This window comes from Lentzea aerocolonigenes, assembly GCF_000974445.1.
In the GTDB taxonomy this organism is placed as follows: domain Bacteria; phylum Actinomycetota; class Actinomycetes; order Mycobacteriales; family Pseudonocardiaceae; genus Lentzea; species Lentzea aerocolonigenes.
The window spans coordinates 33064-50977 of record NZ_BBOJ01000030.1; the positions used below are offsets into that span (position 1 = coordinate 33064).

The window sequence follows — 17914 nt, forward strand, 5'->3', positions numbered from 1 at the left end:
GGTAGGAAGATCGGGTGCAACACTCGGCCGGAAGGTGGACACCTCCAGGTCATGAGGCTGATGCGACCGAGCTGGGAGGGGGCGGCCGCTGTGCCCGACGACGCCCCGTCGGACGCCGAACTGTGGGCACGTGGTGACGAGCGCGCCTTCGGGGAGCTCTACGACCGTTATGCCGAGGCGGTGTGGAACCACGCCTACCGGCTGACCGCGTCGTGGTCGACCGCGGAGGATCTGACGTCGGCGACGTTCCTGACGGCCTGGCGCCGCCGCGCGGAGATGACGCTCGTGCGGGACAGCGCGCTGCCGTGGCTGTTCACCGTCGCGGGCTTCCTCGCGCGCTCGGAGTTCCGGCGCAAGGCGAGGTTCACCCGGCTACTGTACCGCGTGCCCAGGCAGGACGTGCAACGCGACCACGCCGACGAGGTCGTCTCCGCCCTCGACCACGAGGCTCGGTTGCGCCGGGTGCTGGAGGCCGTCGAGGCCCTTCCCCGCGCCGAACGCGAGGCCGTGGAGCTGGTCCTGCTGGGCGAGCTGTCCGTCGCTCAGGCGGCCGAGGCCCTGGGCGTCGCCGAGGTCAGCGTGCGTTCCCGCATCTCGCGCGCCCGCACCCGGCTGCGCAAGCAACTCTCCGACGACACCCTGGAGGTGGAGTGATGCCTCTCGACCTGCCACATCGCCGCGCCCTTCCCGAGGACGTCAAGGAGCGCATGCGCCCGGCCTTCACCCAGTCCCGCGTCCGAGGCAGGCGCGCTCCGCTGGCCGTGGCCGCCGGGGTGCTCCTGATCGCGGGCGGTGTGGTCGCCGCCCAGATCGTCACCCAGCCCGTTCACGAGGTGGACTCGGGTCATCTGCAGGTCGTCGCTCCGTCCAGCCGGGACCTGGACAGGTGCCGCGCCGCCCTGAACGACCAGAACTGGCGCTCCACCCGGATGGTCGTCTTCGACCTGCGCAAGGTCCTGGTCGGCGAGGACGGGCGCTTCTGCGAGCTCACCCGCACCCGAGCACGGGTCGCGGCCGAGGACTTCAAGCCGGCCGCGCTGGAAGAGGGCTCGATCGCCTTCCGCTCCACCAAGATCATCGCCGGTGTGCCCCCAGCCGGCGCGCGAACGGTGCACGCCGTCAACAGCGGCTACACCCACTCCCCGCTCGGCCCCGGTCCCGAGGGGGTCGTCACCCCGGGCTTCTTCGTCGTCGAGACCCCCGGCGTGGCCTCGGAGCTGGTGTTCGACGACCGGACCATGCGCATGCCGACCATCTCCCCGAAGCCGGCGACGGTCACGGACAGCTACGAGAACAGCGACACCGACCCGTGGTCGGAGGAGAGCGTCCTCGCCCGTTGCGTCGACATCGCCTCCGACGGCGGCAGGAGCGCGGAGGAGCTGGGCGGGTTCGAGCCGCTGATGGTCACCGGACTCGACAAGCACCACGGCATGATGATCGCCCACCGCGAGCACGAGAAGTGGGCGTACTGCAGCTTTTCCGGAGGTACGAACGGCGGCCTGCAACTGCTGAACGTCATGGAAGACGACCCTGACAAACCGTTCATGTTCACCGGCGACAAGACCGGATCGGACTACTCCGTCGTCGGGCGCGTCGACCGTGCCGCGAAGAGCGTCCAGGTGTCCGATGGCGACCACCCACCGGTGTCCGCGGAGATTGCCGACGGACACTTCCTCGCCGCGGTCCCCATGACCGACGACGAAGCCAAGACGATCCCGACGGACCGCCTGCACCTGGTCGTGCGCAACGACAAAAATCAGATCATCTACGAGGGCGGCTTCGGCTGATCATGGAGTCATGACCTGGACGGCACCCGCAGTGGACCTGACCCACGAACCGCTCATCGGAGCGGAGCGCCCGATGCTGGAGGCGTGGCTCGACCGCCATCGAGCCACGTTCCTGCGCAAGTGCGCAGGCCTGACCGGCGAGCAGCTGGCCGAGGCCACCGCTCCCCCGTCGAACCTGACCCTGCTGGGCCTGATCCGCCACCTGGCCGACGTCGAACGCACGTGGTTCCGCATCCGCATCGCAGGCCAGGACGTCAAGGCCCGCTACGTCGTGCAGGGCAGCCAGGACGCGGCCTTCGAGAACCTCGACCCGCTTCGCGCCGAGGCCGAGTACGCCGACCTGGTCGCGGAGATGGCCGAGGCCCGTGCGGCCGGCGCCACGCGGGACCTCGACCACACCTTCGTGCACGCGCGGTGGGGCGAGATGTCGGTGCGGTGGGTCTACATCCACATGATCGAGGAGTACGCGCAGCACAACGGCCACGCCGACCTGATCCGCGAACGCATCGACGGACACACGGGCGAATAGGCGCCACCACACACACGGCGCAGGCCGGGTACCCCCAATTTCTAGACTAGTGACGGGGTCTGACACTGCTGTAGGGCACCGCGTCCAGCAGCGTGATCCGCACCGTGGCGCCGCTGGGCACCCGGTAGGCGCGTTGCTCACCGCGAAGGGCTCCGTTCACCGCGGCTCCCAGTGGTGAGTCCGGGGAGTAGACCTCGATCGTGCCGTGTTCCGCTCCGCGCACGCCGAGCAGGAACGTCTCGGTGTCACCGGTGTCGTCGAAGCGGACGGTGAGCACCATGCCGGGTTCGGCGACGCCGTCGTCCGGTGGGTCCTCGCCGACGACGGCGTGGGAGAGCAGGTCGTTGATCTGGCGGATGCGGCGTTCTCGTGCCTGGTCTCCGACGATTCCCGGATCGCCGGTCTCGTCGTCGGGCCGGGTGCGGGCCGGTGCGAGCAGTGCGGTCAGTTCGTTGCGGAGCCTGTGGTGTGCCTGCGGTGTCAGCCACACGCGTGGGGTCGTGCTCGTCATGGTGCCTCCGTTGCGGGAGTAGTGCCGTCAGGGCGGTTCGGGGGGAGGTACCGCCCTGACGGCGGGGGCGTCCGTGCAGGCCGGGTTCGGTCGGCCCGCGACCCGCACGGACAGGGAGAGGGTCAGTGGCGGGGAGCGCCGGTGCGGCGGAGCATCGCCTCTACGTCGTGGGCGTAGCCGGTGGCGACGCGCAGGAGGATGTCGCGTTGGACGCGGAGGAAGTCGTTCTCCCTCCGCAGCCAGGCGAGTTCGGCTCGCTCGTCGTCGGTCAGCGGTGTCTGGTCGGTTTCCACGTCGCACTCACCGGAGCGGGTCGAACTCGCGCAGGGCGGCGGGTTGCTTGCCGGTGGTGATCTGCTCCGCGAGCAGCCGTCCGGTGATCGGCCCGTGTGTCAGACCCCACATGCCGTGTCCGCCGGCGACGTACACGCCGGGCGTCCGGGTCGCGCCGATCAGCGCACGGCCGTCCGGTGTGACCGGACGCGGGCCGACCCAGACGTCGGTGCGGTCCGCCCACCACACCCCGTCCAGCAGCGGGCGCACGGAGGCGATGATCGCGTCGACGCGTGCTTTGTCCGGTGGCGCGTCCGGGTCGCGGAACTCCATCGTGCCCGCGACTCGAAGACCGCCCTGGTGAGGCGTGCACGCCACCCGCACCTCCGGCAGGTAGAGCGGACCGTGGACCGGCTCCCGCACGGGCACGGTGAAGGAGTAGCCGCGGCCTGCTCGCACCGGCGTGCGGACGCCCTGTCGTGCCGCGAGCCGCGGCAGCCAGGCGCCGGTCGCGAGGACGGCCGCCTCGGCGGAGATGGCGTTGCCGTCCTTCGCGCGCACGACGACACCGGCGTTGTCCGCGTGGACGTCGACCACGTCGAACGTGCGGATCGTGGCTCCCCTGGCGACCACGGCTCGGCCCAGCGCCTGCACGAAACCGCCGGGATCGACGAACCGCTGCCCGTCGACGCGCACGCCCGCGGTGAGGGCGGGAGCGGCCAACGGGACCTGGTCCCGGAGGTCCGTTGTGGACAGTGCGGTGTGGTCGACGGGTTGCCCGGCCGCGGCCATGCGGCGCAGCTCGCGCAGAAGTCCCTGTGCCTGCCCGGCGGAGGTGAACGCGGCGGTGATCGGCGCGGCGACGGTGGGGGCCTCGACGCCGTTGGCCGTGAGCACGTCGTAGGCCTCGACGCTCTCCTCGTTGAGCGGGAGGTTCGCCCTGACCGCCCTGGTCCACGACGGCCACCTGCAGTGGGCGGCGAACCGCGCCAGGAACGCCCACAGCTTCGGATCGGCGGTCAGCGGGATGTGCAGCGGCGCGGCCGGGTCGAACAGCGACCGCAGGCCGTAGCGCAGGACTGCGGGCTCGTTCAGCGGGATCGCGAGTCCTGGCGCGATCCAGCCCGCGTTGCCCCACGACGCGCCGGCCGCGACACCCGTCCGGTCGACCACTGTGACCTCGACGCCGCGCTCCTGCAGGAACCACGCGGTCGACAGCCCCACCACGCCTGCCCCGACCACCACCGCGGAGCGCGGACCGCCGTCAAGGCGCTCGACGCCGACCATTCCGACCTCCTGTCATCGCTCGTCTCGATGCCAGGATGCGGTGGGCGCGGAACGAACCGGATGTCCGTTCCGCACAATTGAAGGGTCAGTGGTTGTCGGTTTCCGACACCGTCGCGGCGAGATCGATCATCATCGCGACCCGTTTGCCGGCGTCGTCGAGGTCGAGGCTGGTCACCTCGCTCATCTTCCGCAGCCGGTTGCGGACGGTGTTGCCGTGCACGCCGAGCCGCTCACCCGCCACCGCCAGGTCGCCCTGCGCCTCGAGCCACGCGCGCAGCGTCGCCACGAACGCCGTGCCGTGCTCGGCGTCGTGCCTGCGCAGTTCCGCCACCGGTCCTCGCGCGGGGGTGCGGCCGACGCGTGCCGCGGTGCGCAGGCGTTGCAGCAGGATCTCGTCCCACGACTCGTCGTACACGGGTGGCGCGGCGTCAGCGGGCTGGGTCTCGTGCAACGCCAGGCACTCGTCCGCCTCCTGCCTGCCCGCGGGCAGGTCCGCTGCCGCGGCGACCCCGCTGATGCCCGCCGCGACGGTCACGTTCGCGGGCAGTGCCGCCCTCAGCGCCGCCAGCCAGTCGCGTGCCGCGGCGACCTTCTCGCCGGGCAGGATCGTGTAGATGCTGTTGCCCGCCAACGCACTGCGGCCCGGCCTCGACCAGCCGAACCCGGTAGTGGCCTGTTCGAACGCCAGCAGCACGGCCGCGTGCCGCTCGGCGCCGACGTGGGCGCGGACCGCGACGACCCTGGCAGGGCCCGGCGGCAACCCGAGCTGACTGGTCACGGTCGCGGCGTCGGCCGTGCCCTCCAGCAGCCGGATCACCAGCTCCGACTCGACCTGGCGCTCCAGGTCGGCACTGGCCCGCAACCGCAGCAGGTGCAGTGCCACGGTCCTGGCGCCGTCGGTCAGCGCGGTGCGCCGAGCACCTTCCAGCGGCCCTCGGCACGCCACCCAGACCGCCCCCAGCAGTTCCCGGCCCACCCGGACCGCGACGACCATTCGCCCGGTGAGGCCTCGTTCAGGTACCCCGGCGACGAAGAGCGGCTCGTCGGAGGCCACCAGGTGCGCCCGCACACCCGCCGCGTCGAACAGCTCGCGCACCCAGGCGGGCACCTGCCGTCCCATGATGGTCTCCAGCCGGGCGGCATCGACCTCCTGCTGCGGGCCCGAGTAGGCCAGCACCCGCGACAGCGGGTCCTCGATGGTCACCGCCCCGCCCACGGCGTCGGCGAGGCTGTCGGCCAGCGCGAACAGGTCGGTGGGGCCGCGCCCGGACTCGGTCTCCCGTCCCTCCAGCACCAGGCCGTAGACCACGCCCGCGAGCTGACTCCACGACAGGGCAGGATCGGCGAGCATCACCGCGACACCCTCGGCTTCCCCGACCGCGACGGCGTCCGCCAGGAACTCCTCGGCACCCCGGACCAGCACGACGACGGCCCGCGCCGCCACCGCCCCGCGCACCGCTTCGGTCACGGACTCGGCGCCGACGGCCAGGAAGACGTCACCCACCTCGGCCCGGTCGTCCGTGACGTCCCGCAGCACCACGCCGCGCAGCTCGGCCGACCGCGGCACCGGGCAGCAGCACAACCTCACGCCGTAGCCACCCAGCACGTTGACCAGCCGGTCCAGCCTCACCATGAGGTCACCGTAACCACCGCGTGCGCAAAGCCGCCGTCCCGCGAGCAACGCGTCGAGGGCGTGCTCGCGGGACGGCGGCGGACTGGTGTTCCCGGCAGGCTCAGCCCACCTTCACCACGCGGGCCGCACCACCGCCGCGCCGCGTCGGTTCGGCGACGGCACGCCAGCGGCCGTTCGAGGCGCGCTCGACGGCCGTGGCCGCGCCGATCTCGGCGTTCTGGCTGAACTTGTGCCCGATGGCCTGCAGGCCCGCCGTGGTCGCGGCGGCGATGAACTCCGCCTCGGCCGGGGTCGTGGCCGCGTTGCGCTGGGAGGCGCGCGGGGCGGCGACGGCGTCGAGCAGGGACATGTTGCGGTCCAGCCGCGCGGTCAGGATCTGGGTGACCGTGGTGATGATCGTGGAACCGCCCGGCGAGCCCACGGCCAGGAGGACCTTGCCGTGGTCGAGGACGATCGTCGGCGCCATGGACGAACGCGGGCGCTTGCCGGGGCCGGGGAGGTTCGGGTGCGGGACGCCCGCGGTCGGGGGCACGAACTCGAAGTCGGTGAGCTCGTTGTTGAGCAGGAACCCGCGACCCGGCACGACGATGCCGCTGCCGCCCTCCGCCTCGATGGTCAGCGTGTAGGCGACGACGTTGCCCCAGCGGTCGGCGACCGTCAGGTGCGTGGTGCGTTCCGCGTCCTCGCGCAGCGCCGACATCCCGGCGGTGGCCTCACACGCCTGCGGGTTGTTCGGGTCCGCAGCGGGCTGCGGAGCCGGCAGCACGGCGTCGGGCTTGATCAGGCACGCGCGGCTGTCGGCGAACTTCTGCGAGAGCAGGCCCTCGGTCGGCACGCGCGAGAAGGCCGGGTCGCCCACCCAGCGCAGCCGGTCGGCGAACGCGAGCTTGGTCGACTCGATGAAGCGGTGCAGGTACTGGACGTCGGAGACCTTCGACAGGTCGGTCGACTCGAGGATGTTCAGCGCCTCACCGACGGTCGTGCCACCGGACGACGGCGCCGCCATGCCGTAGACGTCGAGACCTCGGTACCGCGTGTGCGTCGGGTCGCGGCGCTCGACCTGGTAGCGGGCCAGGTCGGAGATCTCCATGGCGCCGGCACGCACGTTGCGCGTCGAGCCGGGGACGACCGGCGGCTGCTGCACGGTCTTCACGAGGTCGCGTCCGACGGCCCCGCCGTAGAGAGACGCCAGCTCGGTGCGGGCGAGCTCGCGGTAGGTGTCGGCGAGCTGCGGGTTGCGGAACGTGCTGCCCACCGCCGGCGGCTGGCCGCCGGGCAGGTAGAGATCGCGGGTCGAGGTGAAGTCGGCGAAGCGGGCGGCGTTGTTCGCGATCTGCGTGTTGAACGTCTTGTCGACGACGAAACCACGCCGTGCCAACGCTTCCGCGGGCGCCATGGCCTCGCGCAGGTTCAGCGTGCCCCACTTGCGCAACGCCTGCTGCCACGTCTTGGGCGTGCCGGGCACGCCGACGGACAGACCGCTGGTCATCGCCTCGGCGAACGGCAGCGGCTTGCCGTTCTCCACGAAGAGCTGGTCGGTGGCCGAACGCGGCGCGGTCTCACGCCCGTCCAGAGTGGACACACGACCGGAGTGTGCGTCGTAGTAGACGAAGAACCCGCCGCCACCGATGCCCGCGGAGAACGGGTCGGTCACGCCGAGCGCGGCGGCGGTGGCGACGGCGGCGTCGACGGCGTTGCCACCGCGGCGAAGCACGTCGACACCGATCTGGGACGCGTCGGGGTCGACGCTGGAGACCGCGCCGCCCCAGCCCACCTGCTCGGGTACGCGGGGCGCAGGTTCCGCCGCGCCTGCCGTGGCAGGGGCGACCAGTACGACGGAGAGCGTCAGTGCGGCAACCGTTCGCAACATGGGCAGAACTTCTACTCCGCCGCGACTGGTTGGCAACACTCCTTGAGGAAGGCCTAAGGTGCGGAGGTGTCGATCGATCTTGACCAGTTGCGAACGGATTTCGCGAACACCCCGCTCGACGAGGCGGACCGCGAGGAGGCGCTGCACCTCCTGCTGCGCGACCGCCGCGAGGGCGACGCCGACCTGCTGCGCCACCTCCTCGCCGAGGAAACCGCCGCCCACCACGAGGGCTGGGGCCTGAGCGAGACGATGGTCCTCGCGGCGCTGCTGCTCGCCGAGTGCGGCCGCGAGGAGGACGTCTGGACCCTGTGGGAGGCCAAGAACGCCTCGTTCGACACGATGGCGGGCCTCGACGGCTTCCTGCTGTTCCCGGCGGGCATCTCGGGCACGACCGCGCACGTGATCGCGAGCGAGCAGCACCCCGAGCGCGGCGACCTGATGACCTACATGAGCGAGTACCTCGAGTACGAGAAGCTCACCGACGAGGACATCCGCGGCCACATCGCGAGCCTGCGGTCCCACTTCGAGGCCTGAGCCGGCGCCAACCGTTCAGAGGACCTCCAGCGGGTCGAGCTTGATCCGCACCAGCTCCTGTTCCTTCCGCGCCGTCCGCACGGCCTGGGCCTCGGCCAGCACGGCGGCCAGCTGCCGGCCCTCGCCGCGCGCGACCCGCACCAGGGCCCGTTCCTTGGTCTCGTCGTCGTTCAGCGGCACCGGCCCGAGGACCTCGCCGGTGGAAGGCAACCGCAGCTCGTCCAGCAGGGCGTTCACCGCGTCCGGCGTGCCGTCGACCGTCGCCATCCGCACGGCCGGCGGGAACCCGAGCTCGGTGCGCGCGGCGAGCTCCGTGGCCGCGTGCCACACCGGATCCCACCGCACCAGGGCCTGCACGGGCGTCAGCGCGGAGTCCGCGATCACCACCACGCGCCCGTTGCCGGGCCGCACCAGCCCCGCCGCCGTCATCCACCGCCGCAACGCCTCCTCGGAGGCGCGCAGATCGGCCCGGCCGAGCAACGCCCACCCGTCCAGCAGCAGCACCGCGCCGTACCCGCCCTCGGCCACGGGCTCGGCCCCCGGCGTCGCCACCACCAGCGAGGGCTTGCCGGGCACCTTGGTCAGCACCTCGTCGGCCCCGCTGGTCCGCACCGGATGCCCGGGAAACGCGCGCCCCAGCTCCTCCGCCGTGCGCCGGGCCCCGATGATCTGCCCGCGCAACCTCCGCGACCCGCACGTGGGACACCGGAACGCGGCCTCCGTGGCCGCACACCACCGGCAGTACGCGGGCTTGGGCAGCCCGTCCTCGGTGCCACCCGGCAACGCCAGCGGCCCGGCACAACGCCGGCACCGCGCAGGCCCGCGACACTGACCGCAGGCGAGCGCGGGCACGTACCCGCGGCGCGGCACCTGGATCAGCACCGGCGAGTCGGCAAGCGCGAACCGCGCGGCGTCGAACGCGATGGACGGCAACCGAGCCGTGCGGGCCGCCGGGTCTTTGACGTCCTGCCACTCGTTGTCGCCCACGGACACCACGCGAGGCGCGATGGCCCGCAGCGTCTCGCGCGAGGCCACGATCTCGTGCGCCCACCCGGTCTCGACGAGCAACTGCGCCTCAGCCGTGCGCGCGAACCCACCGATCAGCAACGCCGCACCGCTCATGTGCGCGCGCTGCACCAACACGTCCCGCACGTTCGGATACGGCGCACGCGGCTCGACGTGCAGGTCGTCCCCGTCGTCCCACACGACGAGCAGCCCGGGATCCTTGACCGGCGCGAAGGCGGTGGCCCGCGTGCCGACCACGACCCGCGCCACCCCACGCCGCACGGCGAGCCAACGCTTGTAGCGCTCTGACGGCCCGAGGTCGGCCGACAGCGTGACGACACCCTCGATCAGCCTGCCGCACGCCTCGGCGACGCGGGCCAGGTCGCGGTGGTCGGGCACGACGATGACGACCCCGCGCCCGGACGAGGCGACCGCGGCCGCCGCTTCGGCCAGCCGGGCGGGCCAGTCCTCGGAGGGCAGCGCCTGCCACACGGCGTGGGCGGGCCGGCCTTCGCGGAGGGCTTCGAGGTACTTGGGGCCGCGGGGATAGCGGGACCAGGCGTCGGCGGGGACGGGAGGGAGCTGGGAGCGCGTGGGCCCAGCGGCTGGCGGGGCGGCTGAGGGATCGGCCGGGGAAACGCCGGGCGCGCCAGGCGAAACGGGAGGAGCGGCTGGTGGAGCCGCTGAAGGATCGACAGGAGCGGCGCCGAACGCGGGCGTCGAGGCAGGAGGAGCCGCCGCAGGATCGACCGGACTGACACCGGAGGCCGGCGGCGAGACGGGAGAAGTGGCTGGTTGGGCCGCGACCGGATCTGTGGGCTGCCCCAGCGCGCCTCGGGAGGTTGAAGGCGAGGCGAGCAAGGCCGTCGGAATCGACTCCGCGGACAAGGCAGCGCCAGCCGCCGGTGAGGCGGCCTGAGCACCCGACGAGGACCCCGCTGAGGGGTGTGCCGATGAGTCGCTGGACGTGCGAGGCGTGGCCGTCGCCGCATCAGCCGGCGACTCACCAGCCGCGGGCGGCTCCCCCGCGGGCTGCTGCGGCTCGGACGGCATCCCCCCACCGCCGGTCGCCTCCACCTGCGCGGTGGGCCTCTCCTCCACCCACGCCGGGACCTGCGGCAGCGGGGACGGCTCGCCCGAGGCGGCGGCCTCCGCTCGGGCGTGGCGGGGTGGGATGGCCAGGCGCAGGACGTCGATCATGCCGCCCGCGTACCTGTCGGCTATCGCGCGGGCCAGGGTGGCGATTTCCGGGGCCAGCACCGGTTCGGGTGAGACGACCTTCTCGATGAACGACAGTTTCTTGCCGTACTCCGAGGTGGCCACGCGTTCGAGGAGGTAGCCGTCGACGAGCTGGCCCGCGAACCTCACCCGGACTCGGCAGCCCTCGACCGCCGTGGCGTCCAGTTCGGACGGAATCAGGTAGTCGAAGGGGCGGTCCAGGTGGGCCAGCGGCACGTCCACCACGATGCGGCCGACCGGTAGCGTCGCTGCGGGGACCCGTTCCCCTTTTCTCGCTCCGGTCTTCGCGTTCATGCCTCCTGGTGTATCAGACACCCCCGACAGTCACGCGCCGCGCCTCACCGAACTGGTGACACCCGACACGCGGATTCAGCCGGAGATCGACTCCTGGCCGTTCTCGATGTGCCCGCACAGCCGCCGGCGGAACCGCGGTTCCTCCTCCACCGTCACGGTCAGGTCGTACCAGCCGGAGTTCATGGCGGTCAGCCACGGGATCACGTGGCGGTGGCCCGGGCGCACCACGTACTTGCGGCGTCCCAGGACGAACGTCAGGCGTGACGAGCCGGAGTTCTCGAACGTCAGCGTCAGCACACGGCTGTAGCCGCGCACCGACGACGACACGCGCGCACGGTCGGATGACGACCCGGCGAACTCGCGGCGGAAGCCGTTGGGACCCAACAACACGAGGTCGTGGTCGCCGGCAACCTCAAGAGATGCCGATGAGGCCACGTCGAAGTGCTGTGGCTGCGCGAACTGGCCCGAGTACGGGTACAGCGCGAGGTGCACGGAGGCGGAACCCGAGTTCGACATCTCCAAGAGAGAGCCGCGCAACGACGCGTCGGGCTGGTACGGCAGGGGGCGCGCACGTCGTCGTCCGGCTTCCTGTTCGGGCATCTTCTGCGACGAAGGGGGCGCTGGACGCCAGCGCGGGGTCGCGGGCGGGACCGGTGCGGGCTCGCCGACGTCGGGCCACGTCCGGCGCCGGTCGAAGTCGAACGTCGAGGTCAGGTCGCCTGTGACGGTCCTGCGCCACGCGGAGATCTCCTCCGAACGCACGCCGGTCCACCGTTCGAGGAACTGCGTCATGGACGTGTGGTCGAACACCTGCGAACACACGTAACCGCCGACGGACCACGGCGAGACGACGGTCATCGGTACGCGCGCGCCGAGTCCCAACGGGCGGTCGCCCACATACTCGTCGGACACGGACAACGGCGGGCGCGGCGGCGGCACGTGGTCGTAGAAGCCGTCGTTCTCGTCGTACGTGATGAACAGGACCGTCGACTCCCACACCTCCTGGTTGGACGCCAGCGCGTCCAGCACCTGGTAGGTGATCGACGCGGACGCGGCGGGCGACGAGGCGCCGGGGTGCTCGGAGTCCACAGAGGACGGAACGAGGTACGACACGGCGGGCAACCGGCCAGACGCCACGTCGGCGCGGAAAGCCTCCCCCAGGCCACCGGGCCGGACGCGGTGCAGTCCTCTGTCGTACAAGGACTTCTCGGCGGCGGTCAGCTTCGACAAGTCCAGCGAACCGATCAGCGCCGGGTCGCCGGTCCCGTAGAGCTTGTCCAGCGACTTGAACCCCGCGGGCAGCACCTTGCGCGCGATCTCCTTGAACCGCACGAAGAACTCCAGGTTGTTGTCCTGGAAGTTGTCCCACTCCTGGTACACCCGCCACGACTTCCCCGCCGCCTCGAGGCGTTCCGGGTACGTCTTCCACGTGTACCCGGCGTGGTTGTCCTCGTTGTAGGCCGCGTTGCCGGTCGCGCGGGCACCCGACGGCTCGAACCCCGTGTACCCGGACACCCAGTAGTTGCGGTTCGGCGAGGTCGAGGACGGCACCGAGCAGTGGTAGGCGTCGCACAGCGTGAAGGTGTCGGCGAGCTCGTAGTGGAACGGGAGGTCCTGGCGCGTGTAGAACGCCATCGTCGCCGCGGTCTTCGCCGGCACCCAGTTGTCGTTCCACCCGCCGCGCAACGCCGCGTGCCCGCCGTTCCAGCTGTGGTCCAGGTCGCCGATGTACTGGATGTCACGGCCAGACGCCGCCTCACGCACCGGGAACGGCAACACGCCCGACTGGTTGAACACGCCACGAAGAGCGTTGCGGTCCGAGAACCCTCTCACGCCGCGCAGGGTTCCGTAGTAGTGGTCGAACGAACGGTTCTCCTGCATCAACAGCACGACGTGCTTGATCGCGCGCAACCCTCCCGCACGAGGCTCACGTGCCAACGCGGCGTACACCGACGGCGGCAGCAACGTGCCCGAAGCAGCAGCAGCGACAGCGGCCATGAACCCACGGCGAGAGAGCGACATGAACCGAGTTTCTAGTCTCACCACGTGACGCGGAACCGACCCACGTATGAACAAAGGCCCCGGATTCACCGGGGCCTCGTTCACAACTGACACTCAGGGTGCGGCGATGGCGGCCTGCACGCTCGCACGAGCGTCGAGCAGACCCTTGCCGCACTGGGCGGCCGGAGGCATGACCTTTGCCTTCAGGTGCAACAGCACCTGCGCGGGCGTCAGCAACGCCTTCCCGTTCTGGACCCTCGCGTGCTGCATCAGAGCCACGACACCGGCGACGTGCGGGGTCGCCATGCTGGTGCCCTGGTAGTGCTTGTAGATCGACGCGGCCGGCACGGTCGGGCCGTTGTTCAACGTCGACAGCACCCCGTTCGCCACCACCGGCGACGTCTCACCGCCCGGCGCGCAGATCTCGACCGTGGCACCGAAGTTCGAGTACGAGGCGCGGTTGGCCGACCGGTCGGTGGCACCCGTGGTGATCACGCCCACGCAGTTCGCCGGGGTCGTGCCGGACGCGTTGGCCGCGGCGTTGCCCGCCGCGACGACGACGGTCGCGCCGAGCGCGTTGCGGGCCGTGTTGATCGCGTTCTGCAACGTCACCGGGCACGCCGCGGAAGGACCGCCGAGCGACAGGTTCAGCGTCCTGGCCGGGTTCGGGTTCGCCGGAACGCCCGGCACGGCGCCACCGGCCGCCCACACGATGCCCGCCGCGATGTCCGCCAGCGTGCCGCCGCACGTGCCGAGCACCCGCACCGGCACGACCTTGGCGAGCGGTGCCACGCCCGTGCCGCCGGTCGCGTTGTTGCGCAACGCCGCCACGGTGCCCGCGACGTGCAGCCCGTGCCAGCTCGACGGCCGTGCGGGCACACCGGGACCGCACTGCCCGGCCAGCTGCCAGTCGCCCTGGTCAGTCGGGTTGGCGTCCCGGCCGTTGCCGTCCTTCGCGAAGCCCGCGTTGCTGATGAAGTCGTAGCCACCGATGTAGTTGGCGGACAGGTCCGGGTGCGCGGTGCGCCCGGTGTCGATCACCGCGACTCGCTGGCCCAGCCCTGACGGCCCGAGGCCCCACGCGAGCGGCAGGTCGATGCCGCCGGGCGACTCCCAGTAGTGCCACTGCGACGGCCACAACGGATCGTTCGGCGCCATGGTCTCGAGCACGATGTTCGGCTCGGCGTACTCGACGTCGCCGCGCGCCATCAGCACCCGGATCGACTCGGCGGCGTCCCGCGAGGCGAGGACCTCGGCACCGTCCGTGGCGTCCGCGACGGCCCGCGTCCGCGACTTCTCCAGCGCGTCGGCCCGCGAGGCGCCCTCACGGAACTTGACGATGATCTCCTGCTCGGGTTCCTCCTGCGCCGCGGCGGTCAGCGGCACCACCGCCAGCGCCATCACCGCACCGAGCAGTGCTGCCAGGCCAGTTCTCATGATCTTTCCTCCCCGTCCAGAGGGATTGACGACGAGAAGGAGAGACCCGTGCGGTTGTGGCCCGGCTGCGGTCGCCACAACCGATCCACAACAGGCCCCGCGTACTCACGTGCACAACTTCAGCAAGGGGGCCGAAAATGCTTCAGATCGTCGTCGCGGCAGCACTCGTCGCCGCAGGAACCGCCGCCCCACCCGAATCCGTCACCGTCGCACGGGTGGAGGCGGGCAACCTCGTGATCACCGGAGCGCCGGGGCGTACCGCCAGGATCCACGTCTCCGGCACCACCATCAGCGATGCCGGCACGATGCGGGCCGGGACCGGGTGCACGCGCCTGTCGGCCTCGCGCGTCCGGTGCGGGCAGGTCCAGAAGGTGGTGATCCACCTGGGCAACCGCGACGACACGGTGCTCTACGACAGCGCGGTGCCCACCGAGCAGCACGGCGGCGACGGCGACGACTCGCTGCACGGCGGTTCCGGCCCGGACGTCCTGGAGGGCGGCGACGGCGACGACACCCTGACCGGCGGCATGGGCGCCGACCAGCTGTTCGGCGGCGACGGCGACGACGTGCTGGACGAGCCTTCGACCGACTCCGGTGGCAACGTCCTGCAGGGCGGCCCCGGCAACGACAAGATCGACGGCGCGAAGCCGGACATGCGCGACCGCGTGGACTTCAGCGACCACACCGAGGGCATGACGATCGACCTCACCGCGGGCACCGCGACCGGACCGGGCGAGATCGACGAGCTGACGAACGTCCAGGACGTCTACGGCACCGCGGGCGACGACACGTTGAGCGGCAACGTGTGGCACAACTGGATGTACGGCTTCGAAGGCACGGACACGTGCACGGAGGGTCCAGGAGACATGTGCGTTCCGTGAGTTCGCCCGCCTGATGTATCAGGCAAAGCCGTAAAACCTCCGCAGGTGCGTGGACCCACTCGACGTCCGCCTGCTCGGACCCCTCGAAGTCACCGGGCCGGGCGGCGTGCTGCGCCTCGCCGGCACGCGACAGCGCTCCCTCCTGGCGCTGCTGGCGTTGCGCGCACCCTCGGTGCTCCCCGCGACGCGTCTGATCGACGCGTTGTGGGGCACCGAGCCCCCACCCACCGCATTGCGCACGCTGCACAGCCACATCGCCCGTGTCCGTTCGGCGTTGGCCGCGATCGGTCTGCCAGACGTCGTCGTCACCACCACTGCGGGCTATGCGTTGCAGATCGATCCATCGCACGTGGACGTCACACGGTTCGAGCGCGCTCCCTCACCCCGTGCGGCGTTGGCGTTGTGGCGCGGCGATCCCCTCGCCGACTGCGACGTCTCCGAGTGGGCGTCCGCCGAGATCACCCGTCTGCACGAGGCCCGTCTCGCGGCTGAGGAAGCGTTGGCGCAACAGGACATCAGCCGTGGTGCGTGCGGAACTGCGGCCGCTCAGCTGGAACGGCTCGTGGTGGCCCATCCGTTGAGAGAACGCTTCTGGGAGCTGCTCGCCGACGCACAACTACGTGGCGGCCGACGGGCAGACGCGTTGAGCACGGTCCGAAGAGCGCGCAAGGTGCTCGTCGACGAACTGGGCGTCGATCTGGGGCCAGGGCTCCGCGCGATCGAGTCCGAAGCGCTGGCGTGCCCACCTCCCGACACGAACACCGGCCTCGTCGGACGGCAGCGCGAGACCCAGGACGTCGTGCGGCTGCTGGAGAAGACCCGGATCGTCACCCTCACCGGACCGGCGGGCTGCGGCAAGTCGAGACTGGCCCAGCACGTCACGCCCTCGGCCACGGTGGTCGACCTGACCTCGGCGACCTGCGTCGACGACGCGGTGGCAGCGGCGTTCGCGATCACCACCCGCGAACTGAGCACGCTCGGGAACACCCTGCTGGTGCTGGACAACTGCGAACACCTGCGGGCGCAGTGCGCGGCGTTCGCCGAAGCCCATCCCCGGCTGCGCGTGCTCGCCACCAGCCGTGAGCCGCTCACCGCACGAGGTGAGGCCGTCTACCCGCTCCCGCCGCTCGCGGTGCCCGACCCGGACGTCCCGCGCTCGCTGGCCGAACTGGCCGCCTACGACGCCGTGCGGCTGTTCCTGGACCGCGCCGCCCACACCTACACCGACGCGGACGCCCCGGCGATCGCCCACCTCTGCGCCGCGCTGGACGGCCTGCCGCTCGCGCTGGAACTCGCCGCCGCCCGCACCTCCGTGCTCACGCCCGCCCAGATCGTGCGGAGGCTGCGCGACAGGTTCGGCCTGCTGGGACCGCTGCGCGCCGCCATCGCGTGGAGCCACGACCTGCTGACGTCCCCGGAACGCACGCTGTTCGCCGACCTCGCGGTGTGCGCGGGCGGTTTCCCCGCCGACCTGGTCGAGGCGCTGGCAGGCACGCTGGACGCGCTGACGGGCCTGGTCGCCAAATCGCTCGTGCGGGTGTCACGGGTCGCCGGTGAGACCCGGTTCTCCATGCTGGAAACCGTCCACGCGTTCGCTCTGGAACAGCACTCTTGCGCACACGCCCGTGCGGCAGACTTCTTCTTAGGTCTGGCCGAACGCGCCGAGGCCGATCCCACCGGCACGTTGCTCAACGAGTTGCGTGTGGAGCACGCGAACCTGCAACGCACCATGGACTGGTTCACCACCACCGGCGACACGGACAAGGTGCTCAGACTGGTCGTCGCGTTGAACCGCTACTGGCACCGCACCGGCAACTACCGCGAAGGCCGGACATGGCTCGCGGTGGCGCTGAAGGGCTCAGGACCGTTGCGCGGCAAAGCCTTGGCGTCCGCGGCAGCACTCGCGATGCTCGAATGCGACTACGGGGAGGCCGTCCGGTACGCCCGCGACGGCCTGGAAGCCGACCCGTCACTCGCCGGACGGCTGCACCGGCTGCTGGGCTCGGTCGCACGAGAACGCGGCTACTACGAAGCGGCACTGCACCACTACCAGGAAGCAGCGCGCGCATCGAATCCCGTCAACGCCGCCTACGCCCGTCAGCTCGCGGGCGCCACATCCTGGCTGGCAGGTGACCTGGTGGTCGCGGAGGCCGATCTTCAGGCATCACTGAAGTCACTGCGAGAGCTGGGCGACCAGCGCGGCGCCACCTCCTCGCTGGCCTACCTGGGCGCGGTCGCCTGGTACCGGGGCGATGCCGCCCAGGCCCGCGAGCTGCTCGACGAAGCGCTGGACACGTTCGGCGAGCTGGAGTTCAAGGAGGGCATCGCCTGGGCGCTGAACCTGCTCGGCGTCGTCGAGCACGGCACCGGCCACCCGGCCGCCGCGCGGTCGTTGCTGGAGCGCAGCCTCACCCTGCACCGCGAGCTCGGCGACCGCTGGAGGGAGGCGAGCGTGCTGGAGGCGCTCGCCCGTGCCGCAGGACGACCGGAACTGCTGAGCGAGGCGGCGGCGATCCGGGCCAGGATCGGAGCCCCGGTCCCGGCCGTGGAACGGGACATGGCGCGCTCTGGTTAGCGTTCGGGCAACGCGCGGTTGTGACTCTTCTGTTCGTAGGCAAGACACGGAACGAGGG

The 17914-nt window shown here is 71.4% G+C and carries 14 protein-coding genes; 6 read left to right on the plus strand and 8 right to left on the minus strand.

Going from position 1 to position 17914, the window contains the following annotated elements; genetic code table 11:
• Positions 1-51: 51 nt before the first annotated feature.
• The 3 genes from AOM45_RS42685 to AOM45_RS42695 are packed head-to-tail and all read left to right on the plus strand — an operon-like array spanning position 52 to position 2316.
• Entirely contained in the window at positions 52-654 is a 603-nt protein-coding gene (locus AOM45_RS42685; protein WP_236704039.1) for an RNA polymerase sigma factor, read from the plus strand.
• Positions 654-1787: a hypothetical protein gene (locus AOM45_RS42690; RefSeq protein WP_030471585.1), complete on the plus strand. Its 1134-nt coding sequence runs from the start codon at positions 654-656 to the stop codon at positions 1785-1787. The genes AOM45_RS42685 and AOM45_RS42690 overlap by 1 nt, the downstream gene beginning before the upstream one ends.
• A 10-nt stretch (positions 1788-1797) precedes the next feature.
• Positions 1798-2316, plus strand: coding sequence for a DinB family protein (locus AOM45_RS42695; RefSeq protein ID WP_030471586.1), 519 nt, complete (start codon positions 1798-1800; stop codon positions 2314-2316).
• 46 nt (positions 2317-2362) lie between these two features.
• On the opposite strand, the gene AOM45_RS42700 is transcribed toward AOM45_RS42695, so the two are convergent.
• From AOM45_RS42700 to ggt, 5 genes are all read right to left on the minus strand, one after another.
• The gene (locus tag AOM45_RS42700) at positions 2363-2827 is read right to left on the minus strand and encodes a GreA/GreB family elongation factor (RefSeq protein ID WP_030471587.1); all 465 of its coding nucleotides are present in this window, start codon (positions 2825-2827) and stop codon (positions 2363-2365) included.
• Between the two features lie 122 nt (positions 2828-2949).
• The gene (locus tag AOM45_RS52045) at positions 2950-3120 is read right to left on the minus strand and encodes a hypothetical protein (RefSeq protein WP_169774288.1); all 171 of its coding nucleotides are present in this window, start codon (positions 3118-3120) and stop codon (positions 2950-2952) included.
• A gap of 7 nt (positions 3121-3127) precedes the next feature.
• Positions 3128-4387 (minus strand): NAD(P)/FAD-dependent oxidoreductase, encoded by a 1260-nt coding sequence (locus AOM45_RS42705; RefSeq protein WP_030471588.1) that lies wholly within the window; start codon positions 4385-4387, stop codon positions 3128-3130.
• Positions 4388-4472: 85 nt separating this feature from the next.
• Positions 4473-6020 (minus strand): PucR family transcriptional regulator, encoded by a 1548-nt coding sequence (locus AOM45_RS42710; protein ID WP_030471589.1) that lies wholly within the window; start codon positions 6018-6020, stop codon positions 4473-4475.
• A 100-nt stretch (positions 6021-6120) separates the two neighbouring features.
• Complete coding sequence (ggt, locus tag AOM45_RS42715; RefSeq protein WP_030471590.1) at positions 6121-7890, minus strand: gamma-glutamyltransferase; 1770 nt, start codon at positions 7888-7890, stop codon at positions 6121-6123.
• A 66-nt stretch (positions 7891-7956) separates the two neighbouring features.
• Between ggt and AOM45_RS42720 the strand changes: the two genes are divergently transcribed.
• Positions 7957-8424 (plus strand): hypothetical protein, encoded by a 468-nt coding sequence (locus AOM45_RS42720; protein ID WP_030471591.1) that lies wholly within the window; start codon positions 7957-7959, stop codon positions 8422-8424.
• Between the two features lie 15 nt (positions 8425-8439).
• Here the strand turns inward: AOM45_RS42720 and AOM45_RS53300 are convergent, their stop codons facing one another.
• The 3 genes from AOM45_RS53300 to AOM45_RS42735 form a co-directional block, all read right to left on the minus strand.
• A complete protein-coding gene (locus AOM45_RS53300) occupies positions 8440-10962 on the minus strand; it encodes a primosomal protein N' (RefSeq protein WP_236704040.1) in 2523 nt (840 codons plus the stop codon).
• A gap of 75 nt (positions 10963-11037) precedes the next feature.
• On the minus strand, positions 11038-12984 hold the full coding sequence (locus tag AOM45_RS42730) for a phosphocholine-specific phospholipase C (protein WP_030471593.1): 1947 nt from the start codon (positions 12982-12984) through the stop codon (positions 11038-11040).
• A gap of 93 nt (positions 12985-13077) precedes the next feature.
• Positions 13078-14400 (minus strand): S8 family serine peptidase, encoded by a 1323-nt coding sequence (locus tag AOM45_RS42735; protein WP_051784373.1) that lies wholly within the window; start codon positions 14398-14400, stop codon positions 13078-13080.
• 137 nt (positions 14401-14537) lie between these two features.
• Here AOM45_RS42735 and AOM45_RS51480 point away from each other — a divergent pair, with 137 nt between their 5' ends.
• Together AOM45_RS51480 and AOM45_RS42745 are read left to right on the plus strand one after the other, a co-directional pair.
• Positions 14538-15281, plus strand: a complete 744-nt coding sequence (locus AOM45_RS51480; RefSeq protein WP_030471595.1) for a calcium-binding protein — start codon at positions 14538-14540, stop codon at positions 15279-15281.
• A 49-nt stretch (positions 15282-15330) separates the two neighbouring features.
• Positions 15331-17856: an AfsR/SARP family transcriptional regulator gene (locus tag AOM45_RS42745; protein WP_030471596.1), complete on the plus strand. Its 2526-nt coding sequence runs from the start codon at positions 15331-15333 to the stop codon at positions 17854-17856.
• Positions 17857-17914 lie beyond the last annotated feature (58 nt).

Coding starts and splice junctions, on each gene's coding strand:
- AOM45_RS42685 (WP_236704039.1), top strand. CDS start 52: ATGAGGCTGATGCGACCGAGCTGGGAGGGGGCGGCCGCTGTGCCCGAC.
- AOM45_RS42690 (WP_030471585.1), top strand. CDS start 654: ATGCCTCTCGACCTGCCACATCGCCGCGCCCTTCCCGAGGACGTCAAG.
- AOM45_RS42695 (WP_030471586.1), top strand. CDS start 1,798: ATGACCTGGACGGCACCCGCAGTGGACCTGACCCACGAACCGCTCATC.
- AOM45_RS42700 (WP_030471587.1), bottom strand. CDS start 2,827: ATGACGAGCACGACCCCACGCGTGTGGCTGACACCGCAGGCACACCAC.
- AOM45_RS42705 (WP_030471588.1), bottom strand. CDS start 4,387: ATGGTCGGCGTCGAGCGCCTTGACGGCGGTCCGCGCTCCGCGGTGGTG.
- AOM45_RS42710 (WP_030471589.1), bottom strand. CDS start 6,020: ATGGTGAGGCTGGACCGGCTGGTCAACGTGCTGGGTGGCTACGGCGTG.
- ggt (WP_030471590.1), bottom strand. CDS start 7,890: ATGTTGCGAACGGTTGCCGCACTGACGCTCTCCGTCGTACTGGTCGCC.
- AOM45_RS53300 (WP_236704040.1), bottom strand. CDS start 10,962: ATGAACGCGAAGACCGGAGCGAGAAAAGGGGAACGGGTCCCCGCAGCG.
- AOM45_RS42730 (WP_030471593.1), bottom strand. CDS start 12,984: ATGTCGCTCTCTCGCCGTGGGTTCATGGCCGCTGTCGCTGCTGCTGCT.
- AOM45_RS42735 (WP_051784373.1), bottom strand. CDS start 14,400: ATGAGAACTGGCCTGGCAGCACTGCTCGGTGCGGTGATGGCGCTGGCG.
- AOM45_RS51480 (WP_030471595.1), top strand. CDS start 14,538: ATGCTTCAGATCGTCGTCGCGGCAGCACTCGTCGCCGCAGGAACCGCC.